Source organism: Alkalimonas cellulosilytica (assembly GCF_036325985.1).
GTDB lineage: Bacteria > Pseudomonadota > Gammaproteobacteria > Enterobacterales > Alteromonadaceae > Alkalimonas > Alkalimonas cellulosilytica.
The window spans coordinates 220,814-241,507 of sequence record NZ_JAUHLI010000003.1; the positions used below are offsets into that span (position 1 = coordinate 220,814).

Here is a 20,694-nt window from a genome sequence, read left to right on the forward strand (position 1 = left end):
AATGGCAGGCTTAACGCTCATGTTCCTTCAACCAGGCATTCAGCAAACCGACCTGACCACACTTATGTGCCGCATACATCAAACGCAGCGCATTGCTGATAATGGTGCTGTCGTTCCAGTCGGTCTTTTGCTGGATATCCTGATAACATTGCATCGCCTCAGGGGTCAGATAGCCCCGCAGTTCTTTTTTACCGGCTTGCTTTTGCCGTTCGCGGTAACGCCGCTGTTTTTCGGCGTTGCTTAGTGCTTGTTTATCCTGTTCGCTCATGCGGCCCCCAATGCCGACAGAATGCTGGCTGTCTGCTTATGATAGAGACGGTCTGCTGGCAATTTTGCACTAATCGGACTTGCTTAGCGTACAAGTGTTCGCTAAGCTCCCCAGCAGGAAAATTCAGACCTCGTTTAGTGGAATCAACATACATGATGAAGAATAGCTTTACAAAAGAAGAATTGGTGGCCTGTGGCCGCGGTGAATTATTTGGTCCGGGCAACAGCCAGCTCCCTGTCGATCAGATGCTGATGATGGATCGTATTGTACATATTTCTGATGAGGGCGGCGAGTTTGGCAAGGGCGAAATCATCGCTGAGCTGGATATCACACCCGATCTGTGGTTCTTTGCCTGCCACTTCCAGGGCGATCCGGTGATGCCTGGCTGTCTGGGTCTGGATGCCATGTGGCAACTGGTGGGTTTCTTCCTGGGGGCTTCCGGTGGTCCGGGTAAAGGGCGCGCACTGGGGGTAGGTGAAGTGAAATTTACCGGCCAGATCATGCCAACCGCCAAAAAGGTCACCTACCGTATTAACATGAAGCGGGTGATCAAACGTAAGCTGTATATGGGCATCGGTGACGGTTCTGTCAGTGTCGATGGCCGCGAAATCTACACCGCAAAAGATTTGAAAGTGGGTTTATTCACCGATACCACCAGTTTCTAAAAAAACCGCTTGCCAAAATGCCACAAGCCCCGCATTGCGGGGCTTGTTCATCGTTATTCGGTCTAATTTACATATTCTTGTTAAAGAGACCCGTGCCACGGTCTTCCATGGCTTCGCGCCAGCCTCCTAACCACTGGGAGCGTACATCGAGATTTTGATAAGGACAGATTTCTTTCGAACGGCCAGTAACTCCGGCCCGGTAACCTTGTGCGTGTGCACGTTCAAGACGATCACGTTTTTGTCTTTTCATACGGCAGTCTTCCTCAATCGTTTTTGATGACAACACTGAATGCTTTCATTCAGTCCGCACTTAATAGATAAGGCAAAGTTGGCAAAGGTTCAACCCTGTTTTAGATACAATTGCAACCGTCCAGACTAACCAGCTGATATGACAGTCAAATTACAAAAAAAAGAATCTGCTCATTTTTTGCAAGCGATGAAGCTTGAAATCGGAATATAAGTTGCTAGCAGCTAAGCTGAGCTCTGACATCAGAACGAAAAAAAACCGGTGAAGCAATGCTTTACCGGTTTTCATTGCCTAGGGCAGGATTAACGGCTTTGCGGCAGTGTTGGGTATTTGATACCCGCCATTTCGTACATCACTCGAATGACCTGAACGCTATAACCGAACTCATTGTCGTACCAAACGTACAATACACAGCGATCGCCATCGACGATGGTAGCCTGGGAGTCGACCACACCGGCGTAGCGCGAACCCACCAGATCGGACGACACGATTTCGGTGGAGCTGGTGTAATCAATTTGATCCTGCAGTTCCGAGAACAAGGCGGTGTGCTGTAAAAACTCGTTCAGTTCATCTTTGCTGGTAGCTTTGTCCAGGTTCAGCGACAAAATTGCCATCGACACATTCGGCGTTGGTACCCGGATCGCATTACCGGTCAGTTTGCCTTTTAGCTCCGGCAAGGCTTTGGCGACTGCACTGGCCGCACCGGTAGAGGTAATCACCATGTTCAGTGGCGCAGCCCGGCCACGGCGTTCTGCCTTGTGGAAGTTATCAATCAGGTTCTGATCGTTGGTGTACGAATGCACGGTTTCGACATGACCATTGCGGATACCGAACTCATCATTCAGGGCTTTTAACACCGGCGTAATGGCATTGGTGGTACAGCTGGCGGCAGAGACAATGTTGTGCTCCGGCAGGATCATGTCCTGATTCACGCCATAAACCACGTTCGGCACTTCGCCTTTGGCCGGAGCCGTTAACAGCACCCGGGCCGTTCCCTTGGACTCAAAGTGAATGGCCAGCGCTTTGTCGTCTTTCCAGACACCGGTGTTGTCCACTACCAGCGCATTGTTGATGCCATACTGGGTGTAATCGACATCGCTTGGCGAGTTGGCGTAAATAACTTTGATGAAAGTACCATTGGCTTTGATGCCCTGGTTTTCATGATCCACCGTAATGCTGCCATTGAAAAGACCATGGATGGAGTCGCGGCGCAGCAGGCTGGCACGTTTCTCCAAATCGCCTTCTTTACCACCCCGTACCACAATGGCACGCAGACGCAACTTGCTGCTAGGGCCACTACGCTCAAGCATCAGGCGGGCCAGCAAACGACCAATACGGCCAAAACCGTACAGCACCACATCGGTCGGCTTTACGCTGTCCGGGTTATCGAGCAATTCAGCCAATTCACGCTTCAGGTAATCCTGCAGGCTGGCACCGTTGGACGAGTTTTTGTGTTGATAGCCGTAGGCCAGCTTCCCGACATCAATCCGGCCTGGTGCCAGATCCAGCTGACTGATGGCTTCTAAAATTGGAAAGCTTTCCCGCAAACGGAGTTTTTGTCCTTCGTACCGCTCCACCATTTTATGGGCTTTAATCAGCTCAATGGTGGTTGCGTTCACCAGAGGTTTGCCATAGACCACAACTTCGACGCCTTTGTTGCGGTACAGGCGGCCAATCAGTGGCAGCATGTTCTCGGCAAATTCCTGGCGCTCCTGCCAGCTCTTCTGGTACTGTTCTTCGTGTGATAGGGTCATAATTCGGCCTTTTAACGTCAGTCTGCTGAATGGAATAGGTTCAGATACAGAGGCCACCCTCGCGGGCGGCGGCCTATTGTAATAGAAACTGAAAGGTTACCACAACAGTTACAGCTTTTTTTCCGTAAACTGCAGCGCAACTGAGTTGACGCAATAACGTTGACCGGTCGGTGCTGGCCCATCATCAAACACATGGCCCAGGTGTGCATCGCAGTTGGCGCAGAGGATCTCCGTACGCACCATGCCATGGCTGTGATCGGCCTGATAGCGTACCTTGCCGTCCAATGATTGGTAAAAGGATGGCCAACCGCAGCCGGCATCAAACTTGGTCCTGGAGTCAAATAAAGCAGCACCACAGCAAATACAGTGGTAACTGCCATTGGCTTCATGGTACAGCAGCTCGCCGCTAAATGGTCGCTCGGTGCCTTTGAGCCGGGTTACCCGGTATTGCTCCGGACTGAGCTGTCGCTGCCATTGCTGGTCGGTTTTTTTCATCATAGCCCCCTTACTGACTGCACTAACGAAAGGTTACATGGTGCCATCCGGCCCGGATCAAATAGTCAGCGCGTGATCACTGTAAGGGTAATCATGCGCTTCCAGGCTTTCCTGGTAGCTCTCTACCCTGTCGGCTGCGATATCGGTGCGGTAAAACTGGGCGATGTGATACACCGCATCCCCTTCATTCACCAAAGGCAGCTTCAACAAGCCAATAATAATGCCGCTGTATGGCGAACGTATTTCCTGCTCCGACTCACCAAAGGGATCCGACACCACCCCAAGCACGGTCTGATCTTTGAGCACCCGCTCGCCTTCGCGGACAAAAGCGCGGAAAATGCCACTTTGCGGTGCCCGCACCCAGGCACTGGAACGAGCCATCACCGGCTCTTTGGGCTGCAAGCGCCTGGATGGCGGCAACATATTCAGTGCCCGCATCACCCGCAATATGCCTTCGACGCCACCGCGAATCGACACCTCATCAAAACGCAGCGCTTCACCGGCTTCATACAGCAAGGTAGGGATCTTGTTTTGTCCAGCCGCTTCACGCAACGAGCCTTCCCGCAGCTCGGAGTTCAGGATCACCGGCGTGCCAAAAGCTTTGGCCAGTCGCAACGCTTCCGGATCGTCCAAGTCGGCTCTGATTTGCGGCAAATTAAAGCGATGCAGAGCCCCCGTATGCAGATCAATGCCATGGGTAGCCTGACTAACCACTTCGGTCATAAAAAGCCTGGCTAACCGGCCAGCCATTGAGCCTTTGTTGGAGCCGGGAAAACTGCGGTTTAAATCGCGCCGGTCTGGTAAGTAACGGCTTTGGTTAATAAAACCATGCAAGTTGACCACCGGCACCGCCAGCAAGGTGCCTTTTAACCGTTTTAACGCCGGTACTTTCAGCAGACGGCGGATGATCTCAACACCATTGATTTCATCACCGTGAATAGCCGCGCTGATAAAAAGCACCGGCCCGTGCTGCCGGCCGCACAACACCTGCACCGGCATGGTCACCGGCGTATGGGTGTACAGCTTACTGCCACGCACATCGATGGTTTTGCGCTCTCCGGGCTTCACCTCCACCCCACCAATGCAGATACTGCGATTTTTGCTGCGCACGTGCTCACTCATTCAGCCACGCCCCTTGGTTTTGGTCCGGTTCGGTTTGGCGTTCTTTTCAATAAACTCAACAATAGCACCAGCGATGTCTTTGCCTGAAGCACCTTCAATGCCTTCCAATCCAGGCGATGAATTGACCTCCATCACGACAGGGCCATGATTGGAACGCAGCAAATCCACCCCACATACATTCAGCCCCATCACCTTGGCTGCCCGAATGGCGGTTGCACGCTCTTCCGGTGTGATGCGGCACAACTGAGCGGTGCCACCGCGATGCAAATTGGAACGGAATTCGCCTTCTTTGGCCTGGCGCTTCATGGCCGCAACCACCTTGCCACCAATGACAAAGGCCCGGATGTCAGAGCCTTTGGCTTCTTTGATGAATTCCTGCACTAAAATGTGCTGTTTCAAGCCCATAAACGCCTGGATCACGCTTTCTGCCGCCTGGTTGGTTTCCGCCAGCACCACACCAATGCCCTGGGTGCCCTCCAGCAACTTGATCACCGCCGGCGCCCCACCGACAATGCTGAGCAGATCTTCGATATCATCCGGTGAGTGGGCAAAACTGGTGACCGGCAAGCCGATACCGCGACGCGACAACAGCTGCAGACTGCGCAGTTTATCGCGCGACCGGCTGATGGCAACCGACTCATTCAGCGGATACACATTCATCATCTCAAACTGTCGCAACACTGCCGTGCCATAGAAGGTAATGGAAGCACCAATGCGCGGGATCACCGCATCAAAACCGGTCAGCACTTCGCCTTTGTAATGGATTTCCGGATTGTGCGAGGTGATATTCATGTAGCAGCGCAGCGCATCAATCACCCGCACCTCATGGCCTCGTTGCTGCGCAGCTTCAACCAGCCGTTTGGTGGAATACAGTTTGGGATTGCGCGATAAAATAGCGATTTTCATACAGACTTAACCTTAATCAGATAACGGCTCATTGGCTGGCTTGGTCAGCACACGGCGGCTGCAAATAAGAAGCTTCCGGCACCACCACAAAACGATGCCGCAAGGCTTCACGGCCCAGCAGCATCCGGAATAACATAGTATCGCGACTGGTTAGCGACACTTCAATGGCGAAACGCTCTTGCCCCACCAGCACATCGGTTTTGATAAAATAGCGCTCGGTGGTATGCCCGCCCGAGTCTGTCACGGCACGTTTATCATGCACTCTGGCTTCACACCAAATCACCTGCTCGGTATCGTGCTGCAATGGGTGCATGCCAAAACGCACCCATTCCTCGCCTTCTTTTTGAAATGGCTCAACCGAAAAGGCATGCAAAGCAGAGCTGCGTGCACCGGTGTCTACTTTGCACTTAATACGGGGGATCTGCAGCTCTGGCAGCCCTACCCACTCCCGCCAGCCAATCGGACTGACCTCATTGCTTATCGGCTTCAATGCACTTTTGCTCCTGCTCCATCAAGCGCCGGCGTTACTCTGAGCAAACGCCCGCGCCCATCATCGGTTAACACATACAAGGCACCGTCCGGACCGGTGCGAACATCCCGGATCCGTTCGGCCAGCTCAGCCAACAGCACCTCAACAATTTCTGCACCCTGTCCGGTCAAACGCACGCGCTGCAGCTGACGCCCTGCCAGAGCGCCCACCAGCAGATCGCCTTGCCAGCCGGGAAATAAATCGCCCTGATACAGAGTAAGGCCGGAAGGCGCGATGGAAGGAGTCCAGTCGAGCAGCGGAGGCTGCATCCCCTGATAAGCCGTAAAAGGTGTGATACGGGCACCGGTGTAATCAATGCCCTGAGTCACCACTGGCCAGCCAAAATTTACGCCCGGCTCAATGCGATTGAGTTCATCGCCGCCTTTAGGACCGTGTTCATGGCTAAGCAGCTGCTTAGTGGCGCTATCATACACCAGCCCCTGCACATTGCGATGACCATAACTGTAGATTTCTGCTAAAGCACCAGGCTGACCGACAAAAGGGTTATCCTCGGGCACTGAGCCATCCGGCCACAGCCGCACAATGCTGCCAAGATGACTGCTCAGCCGCTGTGCTTCTTCGCGGTAATCAAAACCATCGCCGAGACTTAGAGCCAGGCTGCCATCATCAAGAAATGCCAGCCGGCCACCGTAATGGGCATTGCCGGTTTTAGCCGGATAAGTACGAAAGATTTCGGTCACGTCAGTTAACTCAAGCTGGCTTAAATCCAGGCGGGCACTTGCCAGACAGGTATGGTTCGCCCGCATCCGACCACAGGCATAGCTGAGAAATATCCGCTGACTTTGCGCAAAATCAGGAGCTGGTAGCACATCAAACAAACCCGCCTGGCCGGAGGCAAACACCGCAGGAAGCCCGGCAATGGGTTCTGGCTCCAGCCTTCCATCAATATGAATTAAACGCAGCCGTCCGGGGCGCTCAGTCACCAGCATGGCACCACCGGATAAAAAGGCCACTGACCAGGGATGCTCCAGCCCCTTGACCAGAGTTTCCACCCGATACTCACTTTTTGTAGCCATCGCTGGCGGGCTGACCAGACCAGCAGACAAGAGCAGCGGCAGCAACACAACAAGCGCACTGGCATCAAGGGCCCTTTGGGGCCTGGCTGACGGCAAAGGTTGTAACGCTCTGGCAAAAATAGCACCGGCCAGAGCCGCAATCAACAACAAGCTCAGCAATCCCATCAGGCTGCGGCTGGCAGCAATCAAGGTTGGCATCGGTGCCAGCGCATTCACCAGCATCAAGGTACACCACAGGCCGCTGGCCGCTGCCAAGGCAAACAAAGCTGGCTGCCAGCGGCCAGCAACCCAGCGACTTAGCCAGAGTGCGATACCTTGCGATACCAGATAACTGCAACTAAAGATGGCGGCATAAACAGGGGCAAAGTGGCGCACATCGTGCAGGCTGGTCGCCAGTCGCTCACTAAACGGGATCGTTACTCCCAATTGCTGCAAAGCCAGCAAATTGAATTGGGTTTGCACCAGCGTGCTCAACAGCACGGCCAGAAAACAAGTCCAGATAACGTGCAACAGCGGCTTATGCCAAGCAGAGACAGCCAACATCGAATTCCTCCCCATCCTTTTCATCTGAAAGCCTTAATAGTAGTGCAGTGATCATCTAACTGCTATGATTTTACAGTAAAAGCAAGAAGCTGGTTCAAGATAGGAAGAATCGAGTGGTCGATTGGACAGATTACCTGAACAGCCTGGCCAACCAATTGTGGCGTCTAAGCCCGCATTGTCGGCCCGGAGTGGATCCCAGCGGGGTCAAGCTGGTTGCTCATCGGGGGGCCTACCACAGTGTTGACCCGCATCAGCCGGATACTATTCTCGAAAACACCCTGCCAGCCTTTGAGCGGTGTCTGTTGCATGGTGTCTGGGGCATCGAGCTGGATATCCGGTTGACCCGGGACGGTGAGCCGGTGGTGCATCATGATCCGGCCTGTGGTCGTTTATTCAACCGACCGGATCTGGTGATTGCCGAGACCCGTTTTGCCGATTTGCGCCGCGCCCTGCCCGCCATTCCCCATCTGCACGAGGTGATTGAGCGCTATGGTAAGCAGTTGCATCTGATGATCGAGATTAAAGATTCTTGGCGACAACGACCGCAACTGCCTGGCCAACTGAAACCTTTGCTGCGAGAGCTTGAACCGGATAAAGATTTCCATTTAATGAGCCTGGAGCCGGATCATCTGGAAGGCTTTCGGTTTTTACCACCCAGTGCGCTGGTTGATGTCGCTCTGACCAACACCCAGCACATCGTGCAGCAAAATCTGACACTCGGGCACGGCGCTGTGGCCGGTTCTTTTGCCTTACTCTCGCCCGCTATTCTGCAACAGTTAAAAGCGGCTGGAAAACAAACCGGCACCGGCCAGGTGAATCACCCCGACATTCTGAACCGTGAGGTCAACCGTGGCGTAGACTGGATTTTCAGTGATCAGCCACTGCGCTTGCAATGCCCTGAAAAGTCCCGATAATAGGTTTCAGAAAACAAGAACATAGCTTCACAACAACAACGAGGATCCTTATGAAAACTCTGCTTGCGCTTAGTATTGGCGCTATTTTAGCTGGCAGCACCTTGCTTAGCCCTGCCGTATCGGCAGCTACGCCAACCCCTTACATCCATACCCAATTTAATGTCACCGAGTCGATGCAGCAAGCTGACTTGCTGGTGGTATTGGTACCGGAAGACAGCGGCGAACTGCGGTTATCTGGTTGGGATCGTGCCAGTCGTAATCACATCAATCGCGCCATCAGTGTGGCTGCTTTTACCGGCAAAGCCGGCTCACAGCTGGAGATTGTTGCACCTGTCGGTCTGAATTATGGCCGCGTGCTGCTGTTAGGTGTCGGTAACCCGGCAGAGCTGACCCGGGCCAAAGCCGAAGAAATGGGCGCCAGCTTGAGCGGCTGGGTCAATGGCACCAAAGCAGAGACCGTGCATGTGCACAGCCAGCTGATTGCCAATGCCACCGACAATCACCGCATCAGCGCCGCCCTTGCCCATGGCGTTGAGCTGCGTAACTACCGCTTCGATCGCTACAAAAGCCAGCCCGATGCGCGCCCGGCCCAGCGCTACAGCTGGCAGGTCGCACTGGCTACCGATGCGCGTGTTCAATTTGAGCAAAAGCAGGCTCTGGCCCAGGGAGTCTTTACCGCCCGTGAGCTGACCAACTTACCTGGCAGCGATGGTTACCCGGAGGCCTTTGCCCGATACGCGCAGCAGGTGCTGGAGCCGCTGGGGGTGGAAGTAACTATTTTGGGCCCGGAGCAAGTAAAAGCACTGGGTATGGGTTCTTTGTACAGTGTAAGCCAAGGCAGCCATATGAAAGCCCACCTGCTGGTAGCGCGCTGGCGCGGCAATCAGGATGAGCAACCGATTGCTTTGGTGGGAAAAGGCAACAGCTTTGATACCGGTGGTTACAACTTAAAAACTCAGGCCGCTTCTATTTTACGGATGCATACCGACAAAGCCGGTGGCGCCGCTGTGGTGGGTGCCATCAAGGCATTGGCCGGACAAAAAGCGCCGGTGCATGTAGTTGGCGTGGTACCGCTCTCAATCAATATGATCTCTGGCGATGCCACCTTGCCGGGGGATGTAGTCACTGCCGGTGATGGTAGCACCATTGAAGTAGGTAACACCGATGCGGAAGGTCGCCTGATCCTGGCCGATGGGATCTGGTATGCCCGCGAGCACTTAAATGCCCGAGCCATTGCTGATATCGCTACCCTGACCGGCGCTAAAGTCGGTGCACTCGGCAATGCGTATTCCGCTATCTTTACCCAGCACAGTGACATTGAGCAAACGATGCGCGAAGCTGGTGACTTAGTGCAGGAGCGGGTTTGGCCACTGCCGCTGGAGGGTTACGATGGCATCGTGCGCAGCCGTATTGCTGATCGCATCAACACCGGCTCGCCAGGTGCTCAGGCCGGGGCCATCTTCCTGCAGCATTTTGCCGGCGATACGCCCTGGGTGCACATTGATATGGCAGGAGAAGCTTTTGTCAACAGCGCCACTGGCATTCACCCGGAAGGCAGCACCGGCCATGGGGTGCGGCTGTTAACGGAGTGGGTCAAGCTGTATCAGGCGCAGTAACAGCAGCACTGCACCCGTGCATAGTGTGTAGCAGCGGCCTTCGGGCCGCTTTTTCGTGCGCTAAGTGGTTATTCCACCTGATCCTGCCAGGCTTCAGCCACCGCACTGCCCCGGCTTTCATTCAGCGGCAGCACCGCTATGATTGCCAGTGCAAACAGCAGCAGACAAAAGATAATGGCATCGGCCAGGCCAAAGGCCCACTGCATCACTCCAAGTCCCACCATGCCAAACACCGCAGCCAGTTTGGTGGTCATGCTCCAAAAGCCAAAGAACTCGGCTGATTTCACATTCGGCGTCAGTACCCCAACCAAAGCCCGGGCCGCCGATTGCGAAGCCCCTAAGCTGGCCCCGGCCAACACACCGGCAAACAAAAACACATACTGCGCCTGCCAGTTCACGCCGAGCCAGGCATGGCTAAGTGCAGTCAGGCCTGGTGTTTGCCAAATGGCCAAAATTGCCAGCAACCACAGCAGCAAGGTAAGAATATAAGTAGTGCGGGCCCCGATGGCACTTTGTAAAAAGCCAAAGCCAACAGCGCCTAATGCAGCGGTGATCTGCACCGTGACAAACATCAGTACCCGCACCTGTTCATCCCAGCCAATTACCTGAGCACCATAGATAAACGAAAAGGCGATGATGATGTAAATGCCAGCCATGGCAAAGAACACCGAAATCAGCAAAATACGCAGATCGCGAAATTGCGGCAGGTGCTGCCAGGTTAGCTTCAGGCGTGCCAGCCCGGCTTTAAGCAAGGTCTGCCCGGCCGGTAAGGTGCGTTTGGTGCCGTGCTCGCGCACAAATACAAAGGTAGGAATGGCAGCCAGCAAGAAAAACGCAGCGGCAAAGGGCCCGACATAGCGAATGGTGTCGTAGTTTTCCAGCGAGACTTCGCCCAGAAAGTACAGCGTAAAGGCGGTTGCTATCAGGCCACCAATATAGCCTAAGCTCCAACCCAGGCCCGAGATCCAGCCAAGCGCCTTACGTGGTCCAAGATCAGTTAAAAAGCTGGCAATAAAGCCCTCGCCAATGGCGTAGGCAAAGTTTGACACAATGATCAGCAGCATGGCCGGTACAATCCAGCCAGGCTCCACCAGGTACAGCAGCGCCGTTGCACCAACGGTCAGCAGATAACTGGCAAACAAAAAGCGCTTACGACTGGCCGAGTAATCCATCACCGCACCACAAACCGGGTTGGCCACCACCACCAGCAAATAGCTGATGGCCAGCGACAGGCTCCACAACAAGTTGCCGGTACGGTAGTCCGGGCTGTCCCCCACCACAATGCGGGTAAAGAGATCACCGTAAATCACGGTGATGATCAGTAAGGTATAGGCCTGATTGGCGAAATCAAACATCGCCCAGCCGAAGATCTCACGTTTTGGAGCCAGCTTTGTTGGTGTCATAACACACTCACATCAGAGGTTTGTATCACTCTAGCATGAAAATAATCACAGCTTACAAGCTGACAGCAAGGCCCAGATCATTTTTCGCAGCATCCAGTTCCATTCCTTTGTCGTTGTTATTGCAGCGCCCACTCCACCGCTTTGGCTGCATGGATGGCGGTGGTATCGTACAGCGGCACTTCGGTATCTTGCTGCTTGATCAGCATGCCAATTTCGGTACAACCTAGAATAACCGCTTCGGCACCAGCGTCCGATAAGGCTTTTACGATACGCAAATAGGCTTGCCGGGACTCTGACTTGATCTGCCCCTGGCACAGTTCCTGGTAGATAATACGATGCACCAATTGTCTGTCCGCTGCATTGGGTACCAACACCTCAATGCCATGCGGTTCGGCCAAACGTTCTTTGTAAAAGCCTGCTCCATGGTAAAAGCGGTACCTAACAACCCCACTTTTCTCACGCCATCCCGAACCAGCACGTCCGCCGTGGCATCGGCTATGTGCAGCAGTGGAATGCGGATACTCTGCTCGATTTGCGCCGCAACTTTGTGCATGGTGTTGGTGCAAATCAGCACAAAGTCAGCACCGCCAGCTTCGACACTTTTGGCCGCTTTAACCAGGATCTCAGCAGTACCGTCCCAGTCGCCCTGATGCTGCAGCTTTTCAATCGGTTCAAAATCCACACTGTGTAACACGATGCTGGCCGAGTGCAGCCCGCCCAGTGCTTGTTTTATTCCAAGGTTGATTGCCCGGTAGTAACCTAAGGTGCTTTCCCAGCTCATACCGCCGATGAGTCCGATTGTTTTCATGCGATAATGGATTCCTTCTGTGATGTTGCCGCTGACAAGATCAGCTTAAAGCGGGTGGTTGTCGATATCAACTTGCTCGACTGAGGGTACCTTAATCAGCTTGTACTGATACAGAGAACCAATCTTAGAAGGTAGCAACAATGTGTTTATATCAGGTTTGTACACTACTGCATAAGGAAACTTTGTGAGCACAAAGCGGGGAGTATTTTTGCTCTTCGTACCAAGTATAGGCTACTGGCACTTCCAACAAGACTGATGGGTGGAATATCAACTCCGCCATAGTCTTATTTAAGCTTAGTTTTTATTTCATCCCAGGAAATGCCCTGAACCTTGCCAGTTTCAAGTTCATCCAGGCGCTGCTCCGCTACCAGGCTCCATGCAGCATCAACATCGTCATCCTGCGTTTTTTCAAGGCTTGATATCAAACAATGAGCCAGCAAGGCTCTATCATTAGCGGAAAGTTCTTTGGTAACTTCAATTACCTGCTCAAGAGTTACACTCATAGCAAAAGCACTCCATCAATAAGTAAACCGAGTTAGCATGCTTAAAGTTTTGTGCCGACAAATTGCCCGATACTTTCCCACCGTTGTTAACCACAGAAGCTGTTAACTGAAAGGAAAAAAACCGGCCCTTGCGGAGCCGGTTTTTGGGGGTTTGTTTGAGATTTGCTGGTTTAAAACTCGCGGGTGTTTTGCAGCGCAGCGATGCGCTTTTCCAACGGTGGGTGCGACATAAAAAGTTCAGACTTCTTGCCGCCGCCGGCAATACCGAAAGCAGCCATGCTGCCCTCTAACCGGCTTTCGTGGTTGTGCTGCAGGCGCTTTAGCGCAGCGACCATCTTATTGGCGCCTTCTAAGCGGGCGGCACCGGCGTCGGCACGGTATTCACGCTGACGCGAGAACCACATTACGATGATGCTGGCCAGCACACCAAACAGCATTTCCAGCGCAATCACGATACCAAAATAGGCAAAGGTCCCCAGCTGCTGGTTGTTTTGGCGGATGGCACCGGCAATCAAACGCGCCAGGAAAATCACAAAGGTATTCACCACCCCCTGGATCAGCGTCAGCGTGACCATATCGCCGTTGGCAATGTGGGATACCTCGTGCGCCAATACGGCTTCCACTTCGTCTTCACGCATATTGCGCAGTAAGCCGGTGGACACCGCCACCAGAGCGTCGTTGCGCTTCATGCCGGTGGCAAACGCATTCATCTCCGGCGAGTCGTAAATCGCTACTTCCGGCATACCAATACCAGCTTTACGGGCCTGGCGGGCTACTGTATCCACCAGCCACTTTTCAGTGGCATTGCGCGGTTGCTGGATCACCACAGCGCCAGTAGAGCGCTTGGCCATCCATTTGGACATCGCCAGCGAGATAAAGGAGCCACCAAAACCAAAAATAGCGGCAAATACCAATAAGCCACCAATGCTGCCACGATCAATGCCGAAAAAGGTAAAAATAACACTCAGTGCAATACTCAGCACCACCAGCACTGCCAGGTTGGTTGCTAAAAACAACAGCACTCTTTTCATGGTGAAACCTCATTTAAAATCAATACTGCCACTAATATAGGGCTGCCGGCTGAATTTTCAATGAATACGCGATGAAAAGCGCTCTGAAAGAGTGTAAGCAAAGTTGTCAGCCGATGTAGTATCCAACAACACAACCGGCTGCCGCGGGGTCTCTTTATAGGTTTTAGCAATCGATAATTATGCTAGGCAACAATTAATATACCGATTAACAGTAGAAAAGTAGCCACACTGAACAGAAGACGAGCTACTCGCTTTCTTCGCTCATGAGAAATGGACTCTTCGAAAGTAGCAAATTCAACCACACCTCCACTGGTGCGATTTTCAAATTCATACTTCATTACTTTACTATTCATCTTGTAACAAAGCACATAAAGCGCTACGGCAAAAATAATTAGTAACCATCCACCAGCCATTTTTTTTTCCTCACAGTCAGTAGTTGAATTTCGAATTCAGCAAGAATTATGCCCTTAACAATAAATAGCTGTTTTAAAGTCAATAAAATTTCCGCTGCAAAGTTGTATGTAAATTAACCTGACAGGAAAAATTTTCTTTTAATGACAAATCAGTTTCTGACAAAGAGTTGTCAGCTGCACGTAGCTTGCTTAGACTGTGGGCCTTTCCACAAGCTTTTTCGGATATTGAGACAATAATGCAGCTTTTAGCCCTGAGCAGTTCCAAAGTGAATAACAGCGATTACCTGGTGACTTACCTGCCCTGGATTAAGCAACATCTTAGCAGCTGTTCGCGTTTGCTGTTTGTGCCTTATGCCGGGGTGAGCATCGACTTTGATGCCTATCAGGCCAAAGTCGTTGAAGCACTGGCACCGCTGGGTATTGCGATTGATAGCCTGCATCGGTTTGACAACCCGGCCAACGCCATCGAGCAAGCTGAGGCGATTCTGGTAGGAGGCGGCAATACCTTTGCCTTGCTGCAACGGCTGCAGCAGCTGAATTTACTGGACTTAATCAAAAAACGCGTAACCGAAGGACTGCCCTACATTGGCTGGAGCGCCGGGGCTAACCTCACTGGCTTGAGCATTCGTACCACCAACGATATGCCCATTGTGCAGCCGGAGTCGTTTGAAGCGCTTGGCTTATTGCCATTTCAGCTCAATCCGCATTACACCGATCAGCACCCAGCCGATTTTCATGGTGAAACCCGCGATATGCGCCTGGCAGAGTTTATGGTGTTAGAGCCTGAGATGCCGATCATTGCCTTACCGGAAGGCAGTGCTTTGTTGCGTCAGGGCAATCAGCTCACGGTATTGGGTGAACCGGGTGCTTACCAATTTTTAGCGGGCAACAAAACCGCCCTTGGTGCTGGCAGCGATCTGTCCGCGTTACTGCTTTAACCGGGCTTTAGCTGCGCCAACAGGGCTTTAGCCAGAGCCTGTTGCTGCGCTTGACTGGTGCCTGCTGGCTGATATGGCAGCACGCCCAAACAAGGTGCCGGGATGCGCTGCTGCAAATCGGCAATATTCTCCTGTTGCAGTTGCATCGCCGGATCGACGCAATTGGCTACCCAGCCGAGTAGCCGCAGACCTGAACGCTCGATTTCGCGCACCGTTAGCATGGCATGATTCAAACAGCCCAGTTTCATCCCCACCACCAACAGCACTGGTAATTGCTGATCTATCACCCAATCGGCCAGGTAACGCCTATCCGATAATGGCAATAGCCAGCCCCCAGCCCCCTCTACCAGCACCAGATCAGCTTGCTGCTGTAAGGCACTAAGCTGCTGGCTAAGCACTGTTTCATCCAATGGCTGCTGTTCGATTGCAGCAGCAAGATGCGGTGCCACCGCCGCTTGCAGCAAGATCGGATTGATGGCCGCATAATCCAGTAGCACCGAGCTGGCTTGTTGCAGGGCCAGCGCATCCGGGTTTTTACCACTGGCATCCACCCCGGCAGCAATGGGTTTGGCACCAATGGCGCTAAAACCAGCCTGGTTTAAGCCCTGCAATAAAGCAGTGCTGACATAAGTTTTGCCAGCATCGGTGTCGGTGCCGGTGACAAAGAAACTGGCCATCAGCGCTTAACTCCGGTCAGATAAGCCACCTGATAGCTGGCTATGATTGACTCTGCTGTCTCTGCAGCGCCGTTTTCTAACGGCTCTGTTTGCGTAGTGCCAGCCCCTTTTGGGTAGGCCTGCTGCAACTGCTGCCAGTAGCTGCGCCCGGCCAGGCCTTTGCGGGTTTTATCCGGCACATAGTTGGCTCCCAGAGATTTCAGCTCCCGGCCAAGTGCCAGCACATCCGGATAGCTAAGTTGCACGGTTTCTATTTGCAATTGCCAGTCCATGGTAGGTGCCCCCTGCTGCATCGCCAGCAGCAGCGCATCGGCTGTCAGAAACTGATTGACGTGTGGCGTCAGCTCCAGTGCCAAAAAGGCCTGACGTAACTCAGCCAGAGTGCCCTGCAGCAAGGTACTCAGCAAAACCATACCGCCGCTTTGCAGCACGCGTTCAAGCTCTGCTGCAACTTTGGATGGCTTGGGGCACCACTGCAGCATTAAATTGGAGATGACCTTTTGCACCGAGGCCGCTGCCAGCGGTAAAGCCGCGGCATCGGCCTGAATGTATTCCTTCGCCAGCGCCAGCTGCTGTGCCTGTTGCAGCATGCCGGCACTTAAATCAACCGCCAGCAGCTGCTGGCAGCGCTGAACCAGCTCCGGGTGCAGCCAGGCCGGGCCACAGCCAAGATCCAGCAGGCAGCCTTGGGAGGAAGTCGGCAATGCATCAAGTAACGCATAACCAGTTAAGCGCTGCAAACGGGCCGCGTTACTGTAGCTTTGGCAGGCTTTGCCAAAATGACGGGCAATGGCTTGCGCCTGAACAGACATCAAAACAGCTCCTGCAATGCAGCCACCAGGGTACGGATATGCTCTGGCTGATGGGCCGCGCTTAAAGTAATTCGAAGCCGGGCTTTGCCGGCAGCGACGGTTGGCGGCCGGATGGCCGTTAACCAGATGCCCTTCTCTTTCAGAGCCTGACTGAGCGCCAGACAGCGACCGGCATCACCTACCAGTACCGGCTGAATGGCCGAGCCGGAAGCCACTAAGGGCAAACCGGCTGCTTGTGCCAACTGCTGAAACAGGCCAAGATGCTGCTGCAAGCGCTCACGCCGCCAGTCATCCTGCCGGCACAGTTGCACCGCTTTCTGCTGCGCCCAGCAGAGCGCCGGCGATAACGCCGTGCTGTAGATGTAATGGCGACCGAACTGGCGCAGGTAATCAATCACAGTGGCAGAGGCGGCAATAAAGCCACCCGAGCCGCCCAGGGCTTTGCCAAAATTCGCCATCAGGGCCTGCAACTGAGCCGGTGCCAGTCCCTGTTGCTGCCAGCTGCCCCGGCCTTCGTTACCACACACTCCCAGGCCATGCGCATCATCCAGCAGCAACGGAGCCTGATAGAGCGCACAGAGTGCAGCCATGCCTGCCAGATCGGGGCTGTCCCCATCCATGCTGAAGACCCCTTCCGTCACCACCACCGATTTACCGGTAGCCTGTTGGATCAGCAGCTGATGTAACGACGTCAGATCATTGTGCAAGAAACGCTTAAACCCCCCGGCATGATGTTTGGCCGCATCAATCAGCGAGGCATGGCTTAACTTATCCAGCAGGATGCGCTCATCTTGCGCTGCCAGGGTCTGCAGCATCGTCTGATTGGCGGCAAAACCAGAGCTGAACAGCAGCACCTCATCAAAGCCCAGCCAGTCGCAGAGTGCGTCGCTAAGCGCCTGATGTGCATAGTGATGCCCGGTCACCAAAGGCGAGCCGCTACTGCCAAGCCCAAAGCGAGCGGCTCCTTCGGTCAGTGCCGCCAGTACGGCAGGATCCTGTGCCAGCCCCAGGTAATCGTTGCCGGAAAAGTTCAGATAGTCTTTGCCCTGCACCCGCACCATGCCATCCGGCAATGGTTGCATGGCGAACTGGTTACGGTGCAATTGCTGCTGCCGGCGCTCACTAAGCGCCTGCTGCATGCTGGCCAGGTCCATCGGTATTAACCGGCAGCGTGATACAGCGGCGTCTGCTGCTGTTCTTTGATGGCATCGGCCAGTGCCAGGGCATGGGCTTCGTCCGACACATCCTGACGCTGCTCCGGCCGAATGCCAAGCTTGGCAAACAATTGCATATCGGCATCGGCTTCCGGGTTGTCGGTGGTGAGCAGCTTATCGCCGTAGAAAATCGAGTTGGCACCGGCCATAAAGCACAGCGCCTGCATTTGCTCGTTCATCCGGCTGCGACCAGCGGATAACCGCACATGGCTGGCTGGCATCATAATGCGGGCCACGGCAATGGCGCGGATAAACTCAAAAGCATCCATATCCTCAACATTCTCCAGCGGTGTGCCCTGCACTTTCACCAACATATTGATCGGCACACTCTCCGGATGCTCCGGTAAATTAGCCAGCTGCATCAGCAAGGCCGAGCGATCATTGGCCGACTCGCCCATGCCAAGAATACCGCCACAGCAGACCTTCATGCCGGCATCGCGCACATGCTGCAGCGTATCCAGCCGATCCTGATAAGTGCGAGTGGTAATGATTTCACCGTAAAATTCCGGTGAGGTATCCAGGTTGTGGTTGTAGTAATCCAGGCCGGCAGAAGCCAGGCTTTGCGCCTGCTCGGGGTCAATCATGCCGAGCGTCATGCAGGTTTCCAGCCCCATGGCTTTAACGCCCCGCACCATTTCAATCAGGTACGGCATATCCCGCTGCTTCGGGTTGCTCCAGGCAGCGCCCATACAAAAGCGGGTGGCGCCTTTTTCTTTGGCAGCCTGGGCCTGGCGCAGTACTTTTTCCACTTCCAGCAGGCGCTCACGCTCCAGGCCGGTGTTGTAATGGCCGCTTTGCGGGCAGTACTTGCAGTCTTCGGCGCAGGCACCGGTTTTAATCGATAACAAGGTGCTGACCTGCACCTCGTTCGGGGTAAAATGCTGGCGATGCACCGTTTGGGCCTGAAACACCAGATCATTAAACGGCAAGGCGAACAGAGCATTGACTTCGGCTAGGCTCCAGTCGTGACGAATGGCTGTAGACATGAGGATCCCTGTTTGGATTGTGGTTCGGGTTATTTTTCGCTAGTCTAGCCGCCAACCCTGACTTGTCAATCTGATTTGCACACGCAACTTTACTGATGGTTATTTTATGAGCATTGATTTAGCCTTTGACCGGCAGCATATCTGGCACCCCTACACCTCGATGATCGATCCACTGCCGGTGTATCCGGTGGTGGCCGCCGAAGGCTGTGAGCTGATTCTGGAAAATAGCCAGCGTCTGGTGGATGGCACCGCCTCTTGGTGGTCGGCAGTGCATGGCTACCGCCACCCGGTGCTGGATCAGGCAGTCACCGACCAGCTTAGCCAGATGGCCCATGTGATGTTTGGCGGCATTACCCATCCGCAGGCGGTGACACTGTGCCAACAGCTGCTGGCCATTACACCGCCGGCGTTAAACAAAGTCTTTCTGGCCGACAGCGGCTCAATTGCGGTGGAAGTAGCCATTAAAATGGCGCTGCAGTGCTGGCAGGGCATCGGCCACAGACAAAAAACCGAGCTGATTAGCCTGCGTAAGGGCTACCATGGCGATACCTTTGCCGCTATGGCAGTGTGCGATCCGGTCGATAGCATGCACAGCATGTTCAGCAAACTGCTGCCGCAGCATCATTTTCTACCGGCCCCGGACAGTCCCTACCACAGCGAATTCCGGCCAGAGAGCCTAAAGCCCTTGCAACAACTGCTGCAGCAGCGCCATCAGCACATTGCCGCCCTGATCCTGGAGCCCATCGTGCAAGGCTATGGCGGCATGCGTTTTTATCACCCCGACTATCTGGCGGGATGTCGAGCCCTGTGCGATGAGTTTGAAGTACTGCTGATTGCCGATGAAATTGCCACCGGCTTTGGCCGCACCGGCAGTCTGTTTGCCTGTGAAAAAGCCAAGATCACCGCCGATATTCTGTGCCTGGGCAAAGCCTTAACCGGTGGTTACATGACCATGGCCGCTACCCTGTGCACCGATCAGGTCGCGCTTGGTGTTAGCCAGAGCGAAGCTGGCGGCCTGATGCATGGCCCAACCTTTATGGCCAACCCACTGGCGTGTGCGGTGGCCAATGCCAGTATCGGTTTGATCCGTACCGGTGGCTGGCAAGCCCAGGTCAAAGCGATTGAAACTCAGCTAAAAGCCGAATTAGCCCCCTGTCAGGCCTCGCCTTTGGTAAAAGAAGTGCGGGTGCTGGGAGCCATCGGTGTGTTGGAGATGCATCAAGCTGTCGATGTAGCCAAGTTGCAACAGCATTTTGTCGGTGATGGGGTTTGGATCCGGCCTTTTAACCGGCTCATTTATCTGATGCCACCTTTTATTATCAGCGAGGAGCAAATCAGCCGCTTGTGCTGGTCGATGCGTCGTGCGGTTGGGGTCTGAATGAATGTCGATGAATGCTACAGGCGAAGCAGATAAAGCCCCAGCGCAATGGACGCCAGCAACAGCAATACCAGATTAAAATGCAGCCGGTCGTCTTTTCGACGCAAACGCAGCCGGTTGAGCACCAGGCTAATGGCACTAAGCAACGCCGTGCCATACAGCATACCCTGCAACCAGTTGGTCAGCACCGGGTGCCAGTCACCGCGGATTTCAATCTCCCAGTAACGTACCAGGCCGGTATCCATTTCCGGCCGGGCAAAATGCACCAGCAACAAGGCAATGATAAACAGCAACCAGGCCAACACCGCCAGCCAGGCAAACAACTGGCGCACCAGATCCGGCCCCTGACGACGATCATTTTTGTAAGCACCGTGCTCGGTTGTCATAGCCACCTGCTTTTACCGGTAAAAACCCAAGTTTTACTTGTGTTCAGTC

The 20,694-nt window shown here is 53.9% G+C and carries 22 protein-coding genes and 1 pseudogene; 5 read left to right on the forward strand and 18 right to left on the reverse strand.

The genetic code is table 11. The annotated features are described in order from the left end of the window. Window positions 1–10: 10 nt before the first annotated feature. The gene (locus QWY20_RS04330; RefSeq protein ID WP_091339755.1) at window positions 11–268 is read right to left on the reverse strand and encodes a hypothetical protein; all 258 of its coding nucleotides are present in this window, start codon (window positions 266–268) and stop codon (window positions 11–13) included. 152 nt (window positions 269–420) lie between these two features. Between QWY20_RS04330 and fabA the strand changes: the two genes are divergently transcribed. Continuing rightward, window positions 421–933, forward strand: coding sequence for a 3-hydroxyacyl-[acyl-carrier-protein] dehydratase FabA (gene fabA, locus QWY20_RS04335; protein WP_330127808.1), 513 nt, complete (start codon window positions 421–423; stop codon window positions 931–933). A 67-nt stretch (window positions 934–1,000) separates the two neighbouring features. On the opposite strand, the gene rmf is transcribed toward fabA, so the two are convergent. From rmf to QWY20_RS04370, 7 genes are all read right to left on the reverse strand, one after another. Then, window positions 1,001–1,183 (reverse strand): ribosome modulation factor, encoded by a 183-nt coding sequence (gene rmf / locus QWY20_RS04340; protein WP_330127809.1) that lies wholly within the window; start codon window positions 1,181–1,183, stop codon window positions 1,001–1,003. 299 nt (window positions 1,184–1,482) lie between these two features. Further along, window positions 1,483–2,934 (reverse strand): glyceraldehyde-3-phosphate dehydrogenase, encoded by a 1,452-nt coding sequence (locus tag QWY20_RS04345; RefSeq protein ID WP_330127810.1) that lies wholly within the window; start codon window positions 2,932–2,934, stop codon window positions 1,483–1,485. A 108-nt stretch (window positions 2,935–3,042) separates the two neighbouring features. Continuing rightward, entirely contained in the window at window positions 3,043–3,429 is a 387-nt protein-coding gene (msrB, locus tag QWY20_RS04350) for a peptide-methionine (R)-S-oxide reductase MsrB (protein ID WP_330127811.1), read from the reverse strand. A gap of 57 nt (window positions 3,430–3,486) precedes the next feature. Then, entirely contained in the window at window positions 3,487–4,551 is a 1,065-nt protein-coding gene (locus QWY20_RS04355) for a succinylglutamate desuccinylase/aspartoacylase family protein (protein ID WP_330127812.1), read from the reverse strand. Next, complete coding sequence (rimK, locus tag QWY20_RS04360) at window positions 4,552–5,457, reverse strand: 30S ribosomal protein S6--L-glutamate ligase (protein ID WP_330127813.1); 906 nt, start codon at window positions 5,455–5,457, stop codon at window positions 4,552–4,554. Between the two features lie 28 nt (window positions 5,458–5,485). Further along, window positions 5,486–5,947: an ATP-dependent zinc protease family protein gene (locus QWY20_RS04365; RefSeq protein ID WP_330127814.1), complete on the reverse strand. Its 462-nt coding sequence runs from the start codon at window positions 5,945–5,947 to the stop codon at window positions 5,486–5,488. Further along, window positions 5,944–7,566 carry a PQQ-dependent sugar dehydrogenase gene (locus QWY20_RS04370; RefSeq protein ID WP_330127815.1) on the reverse strand — a complete coding sequence of 541 codons (1,623 nt, stop codon included), beginning with the start codon at window positions 7,564–7,566 and terminating at the stop codon, window positions 5,944–5,946. Before QWY20_RS04370 ends, QWY20_RS04365 begins: the two co-directional genes overlap by 4 nt. Before the next feature lie 113 nt (window positions 7,567–7,679). On the opposite strand from QWY20_RS04370, the gene QWY20_RS04375 reads away from it, so the two are divergent. Beyond that, a complete protein-coding gene (locus tag QWY20_RS04375) occupies window positions 7,680–8,480 on the forward strand; it encodes a glycerophosphodiester phosphodiesterase (RefSeq protein ID WP_330127816.1) in 801 nt (266 codons plus the stop codon). A gap of 50 nt (window positions 8,481–8,530) precedes the next feature. Next, window positions 8,531–10,096, forward strand: coding sequence for a leucyl aminopeptidase family protein (locus QWY20_RS04380; protein ID WP_330127817.1), 1,566 nt, complete (start codon window positions 8,531–8,533; stop codon window positions 10,094–10,096). A gap of 68 nt (window positions 10,097–10,164) precedes the next feature. Here QWY20_RS04380 and QWY20_RS04385 read toward each other — a convergent pair whose 3' ends face one another. The 5 genes and pseudogenes from QWY20_RS04385 to QWY20_RS04405 all read right to left on the reverse strand — a co-directional run bounded on the left by QWY20_RS04385 (window position 10,165) and on the right by QWY20_RS04405 (window position 14,254). Further along, window positions 10,165–11,499 (reverse strand): MFS transporter, encoded by a 1,335-nt coding sequence (locus tag QWY20_RS04385; protein WP_330127818.1) that lies wholly within the window; start codon window positions 11,497–11,499, stop codon window positions 10,165–10,167. 116 nt (window positions 11,500–11,615) lie between these two features. Further along, window positions 11,616–12,307 (reverse strand): annotated as a pseudogene (locus tag QWY20_RS04390) (aspartate/glutamate racemase family protein). A 284-nt stretch (window positions 12,308–12,591) separates the two neighbouring features. Then, window positions 12,592–12,810, reverse strand: a complete 219-nt coding sequence (locus QWY20_RS04395) for an addiction module protein (RefSeq protein WP_330127819.1) — start codon at window positions 12,808–12,810, stop codon at window positions 12,592–12,594. Between the two features lie 170 nt (window positions 12,811–12,980). Continuing rightward, window positions 12,981–13,841, reverse strand: a complete 861-nt coding sequence (gene htpX, locus QWY20_RS04400; protein WP_330127820.1) for a protease HtpX — start codon at window positions 13,839–13,841, stop codon at window positions 12,981–12,983. Between the two features lie 182 nt (window positions 13,842–14,023). Continuing rightward, the gene (locus tag QWY20_RS04405; RefSeq protein WP_330127821.1) at window positions 14,024–14,254 is read right to left on the reverse strand and encodes a hypothetical protein; all 231 of its coding nucleotides are present in this window, start codon (window positions 14,252–14,254) and stop codon (window positions 14,024–14,026) included. Window positions 14,255–14,490: 236 nt separating this feature from the next. On the opposite strand from QWY20_RS04405, the gene pepE reads away from it, so the two are divergent. Further along, window positions 14,491–15,192: a dipeptidase PepE gene (gene pepE / locus QWY20_RS04410; protein ID WP_330127822.1), complete on the forward strand. Its 702-nt coding sequence runs from the start codon at window positions 14,491–14,493 to the stop codon at window positions 15,190–15,192. Here the strand turns inward: pepE and bioD are convergent. The 4 genes from bioD to bioB are packed head-to-tail and all read right to left on the reverse strand — an operon-like array spanning window position 15,189 to window position 18,881. Continuing rightward, window positions 15,189–15,869, reverse strand: a complete 681-nt coding sequence (gene bioD, locus QWY20_RS04415) for a dethiobiotin synthase (protein ID WP_330127823.1) — start codon at window positions 15,867–15,869, stop codon at window positions 15,189–15,191. The two genes, pepE and bioD, sit on opposite strands and share 4 nt — an antisense overlap. Further along, window positions 15,869–16,681 carry a methyltransferase domain-containing protein gene (locus tag QWY20_RS04420; protein ID WP_330127824.1) on the reverse strand — a complete coding sequence of 271 codons (813 nt, stop codon included), beginning with the start codon at window positions 16,679–16,681 and terminating at the stop codon, window positions 15,869–15,871. Before QWY20_RS04420 ends, bioD begins: the two co-directional genes overlap by 1 nt. Then, entirely contained in the window at window positions 16,681–17,835 is a 1,155-nt protein-coding gene (locus tag QWY20_RS04425) for an aminotransferase class I/II-fold pyridoxal phosphate-dependent enzyme (protein WP_330127825.1), read from the reverse strand. The genes QWY20_RS04420 and QWY20_RS04425 overlap by 1 nt, the downstream gene beginning before the upstream one ends. Before the next feature lie 5 nt (window positions 17,836–17,840). Further along, window positions 17,841–18,881: a biotin synthase BioB gene (gene bioB / locus QWY20_RS04430; protein WP_330127826.1), complete on the reverse strand. Its 1,041-nt coding sequence runs from the start codon at window positions 18,879–18,881 to the stop codon at window positions 17,841–17,843. A gap of 106 nt (window positions 18,882–18,987) precedes the next feature. Between bioB and bioA the strand changes: the two genes are divergently transcribed. Continuing rightward, complete coding sequence (gene bioA, locus QWY20_RS04435; RefSeq protein ID WP_330127827.1) at window positions 18,988–20,259, forward strand: adenosylmethionine--8-amino-7-oxononanoate transaminase; 1,272 nt, start codon at window positions 18,988–18,990, stop codon at window positions 20,257–20,259. A gap of 17 nt (window positions 20,260–20,276) precedes the next feature. Here the strand turns inward: bioA and QWY20_RS04440 are convergent, their stop codons facing one another. Further along, complete coding sequence (locus QWY20_RS04440) at window positions 20,277–20,645, reverse strand: hypothetical protein (protein ID WP_330127828.1); 369 nt, start codon at window positions 20,643–20,645, stop codon at window positions 20,277–20,279. Window positions 20,646–20,694: the final 49 nt, after the last annotated feature.

What these genes read in the sequence shown, in the direction of transcription:
- QWY20_RS04395 (WP_330127819.1), bottom strand. Translation starts at nt 12,810, where the DNA reads ATGAGTGTAACTCTTGAGCAGGTAATTGAAGTTACCAAAGAACTTTCC.
- QWY20_RS04385 (WP_330127818.1), bottom strand. Translation starts at nt 11,499, where the DNA reads ATGACACCAACAAAGCTGGCTCCAAAACGTGAGATCTTCGGCTGGGCG.
- rmf (WP_330127809.1), bottom strand. Translation starts at nt 1,183, where the DNA reads ATGAAAAGACAAAAACGTGATCGTCTTGAACGTGCACACGCACAAGGT.
- fabA (WP_330127808.1), top strand. Translation starts at nt 421, where the DNA reads ATGATGAAGAATAGCTTTACAAAAGAAGAATTGGTGGCCTGTGGCCGC.
- pepE (WP_330127822.1), top strand. Translation starts at nt 14,491, where the DNA reads ATGCAGCTTTTAGCCCTGAGCAGTTCCAAAGTGAATAACAGCGATTAC.
- QWY20_RS04420 (WP_330127824.1), bottom strand. Translation starts at nt 16,681, where the DNA reads ATGTCTGTTCAGGCGCAAGCCATTGCCCGTCATTTTGGCAAAGCCTGC.
- rimK (WP_330127813.1), bottom strand. Translation starts at nt 5,457, where the DNA reads ATGAAAATCGCTATTTTATCGCGCAATCCCAAACTGTATTCCACCAAA.
- QWY20_RS04345 (WP_330127810.1), bottom strand. Translation starts at nt 2,934, where the DNA reads ATGACCCTATCACACGAAGAACAGTACCAGAAGAGCTGGCAGGAGCGC.
- bioD (WP_330127823.1), bottom strand. Translation starts at nt 15,869, where the DNA reads ATGGCCAGTTTCTTTGTCACCGGCACCGACACCGATGCTGGCAAAACT.
- QWY20_RS04380 (WP_330127817.1), top strand. Translation starts at nt 8,531, where the DNA reads ATGAAAACTCTGCTTGCGCTTAGTATTGGCGCTATTTTAGCTGGCAGC.
- QWY20_RS04370 (WP_330127815.1), bottom strand. Translation starts at nt 7,566, where the DNA reads ATGTTGGCTGTCTCTGCTTGGCATAAGCCGCTGTTGCACGTTATCTGG.
- msrB (WP_330127811.1), bottom strand. Translation starts at nt 3,429, where the DNA reads ATGAAAAAAACCGACCAGCAATGGCAGCGACAGCTCAGTCCGGAGCAA.
- QWY20_RS04355 (WP_330127812.1), bottom strand. Translation starts at nt 4,551, where the DNA reads ATGAGTGAGCACGTGCGCAGCAAAAATCGCAGTATCTGCATTGGTGGG.
- bioA (WP_330127827.1), top strand. Translation starts at nt 18,988, where the DNA reads ATGAGCATTGATTTAGCCTTTGACCGGCAGCATATCTGGCACCCCTAC.
- QWY20_RS04405 (WP_330127821.1), bottom strand. Translation starts at nt 14,254, where the DNA reads ATGGCTGGTGGATGGTTACTAATTATTTTTGCCGTAGCGCTTTATGTG.
- htpX (WP_330127820.1), bottom strand. Translation starts at nt 13,841, where the DNA reads ATGAAAAGAGTGCTGTTGTTTTTAGCAACCAACCTGGCAGTGCTGGTG.
- bioB (WP_330127826.1), bottom strand. Translation starts at nt 18,881, where the DNA reads ATGTCTACAGCCATTCGTCACGACTGGAGCCTAGCCGAAGTCAATGCT.
- QWY20_RS04330 (WP_091339755.1), bottom strand. Translation starts at nt 268, where the DNA reads ATGAGCGAACAGGATAAACAAGCACTAAGCAACGCCGAAAAACAGCGG.
- QWY20_RS04440 (WP_330127828.1), bottom strand. Translation starts at nt 20,645, where the DNA reads ATGACAACCGAGCACGGTGCTTACAAAAATGATCGTCGTCAGGGGCCG.
- QWY20_RS04425 (WP_330127825.1), bottom strand. Translation starts at nt 17,835, where the DNA reads ATGGACCTGGCCAGCATGCAGCAGGCGCTTAGTGAGCGCCGGCAGCAG.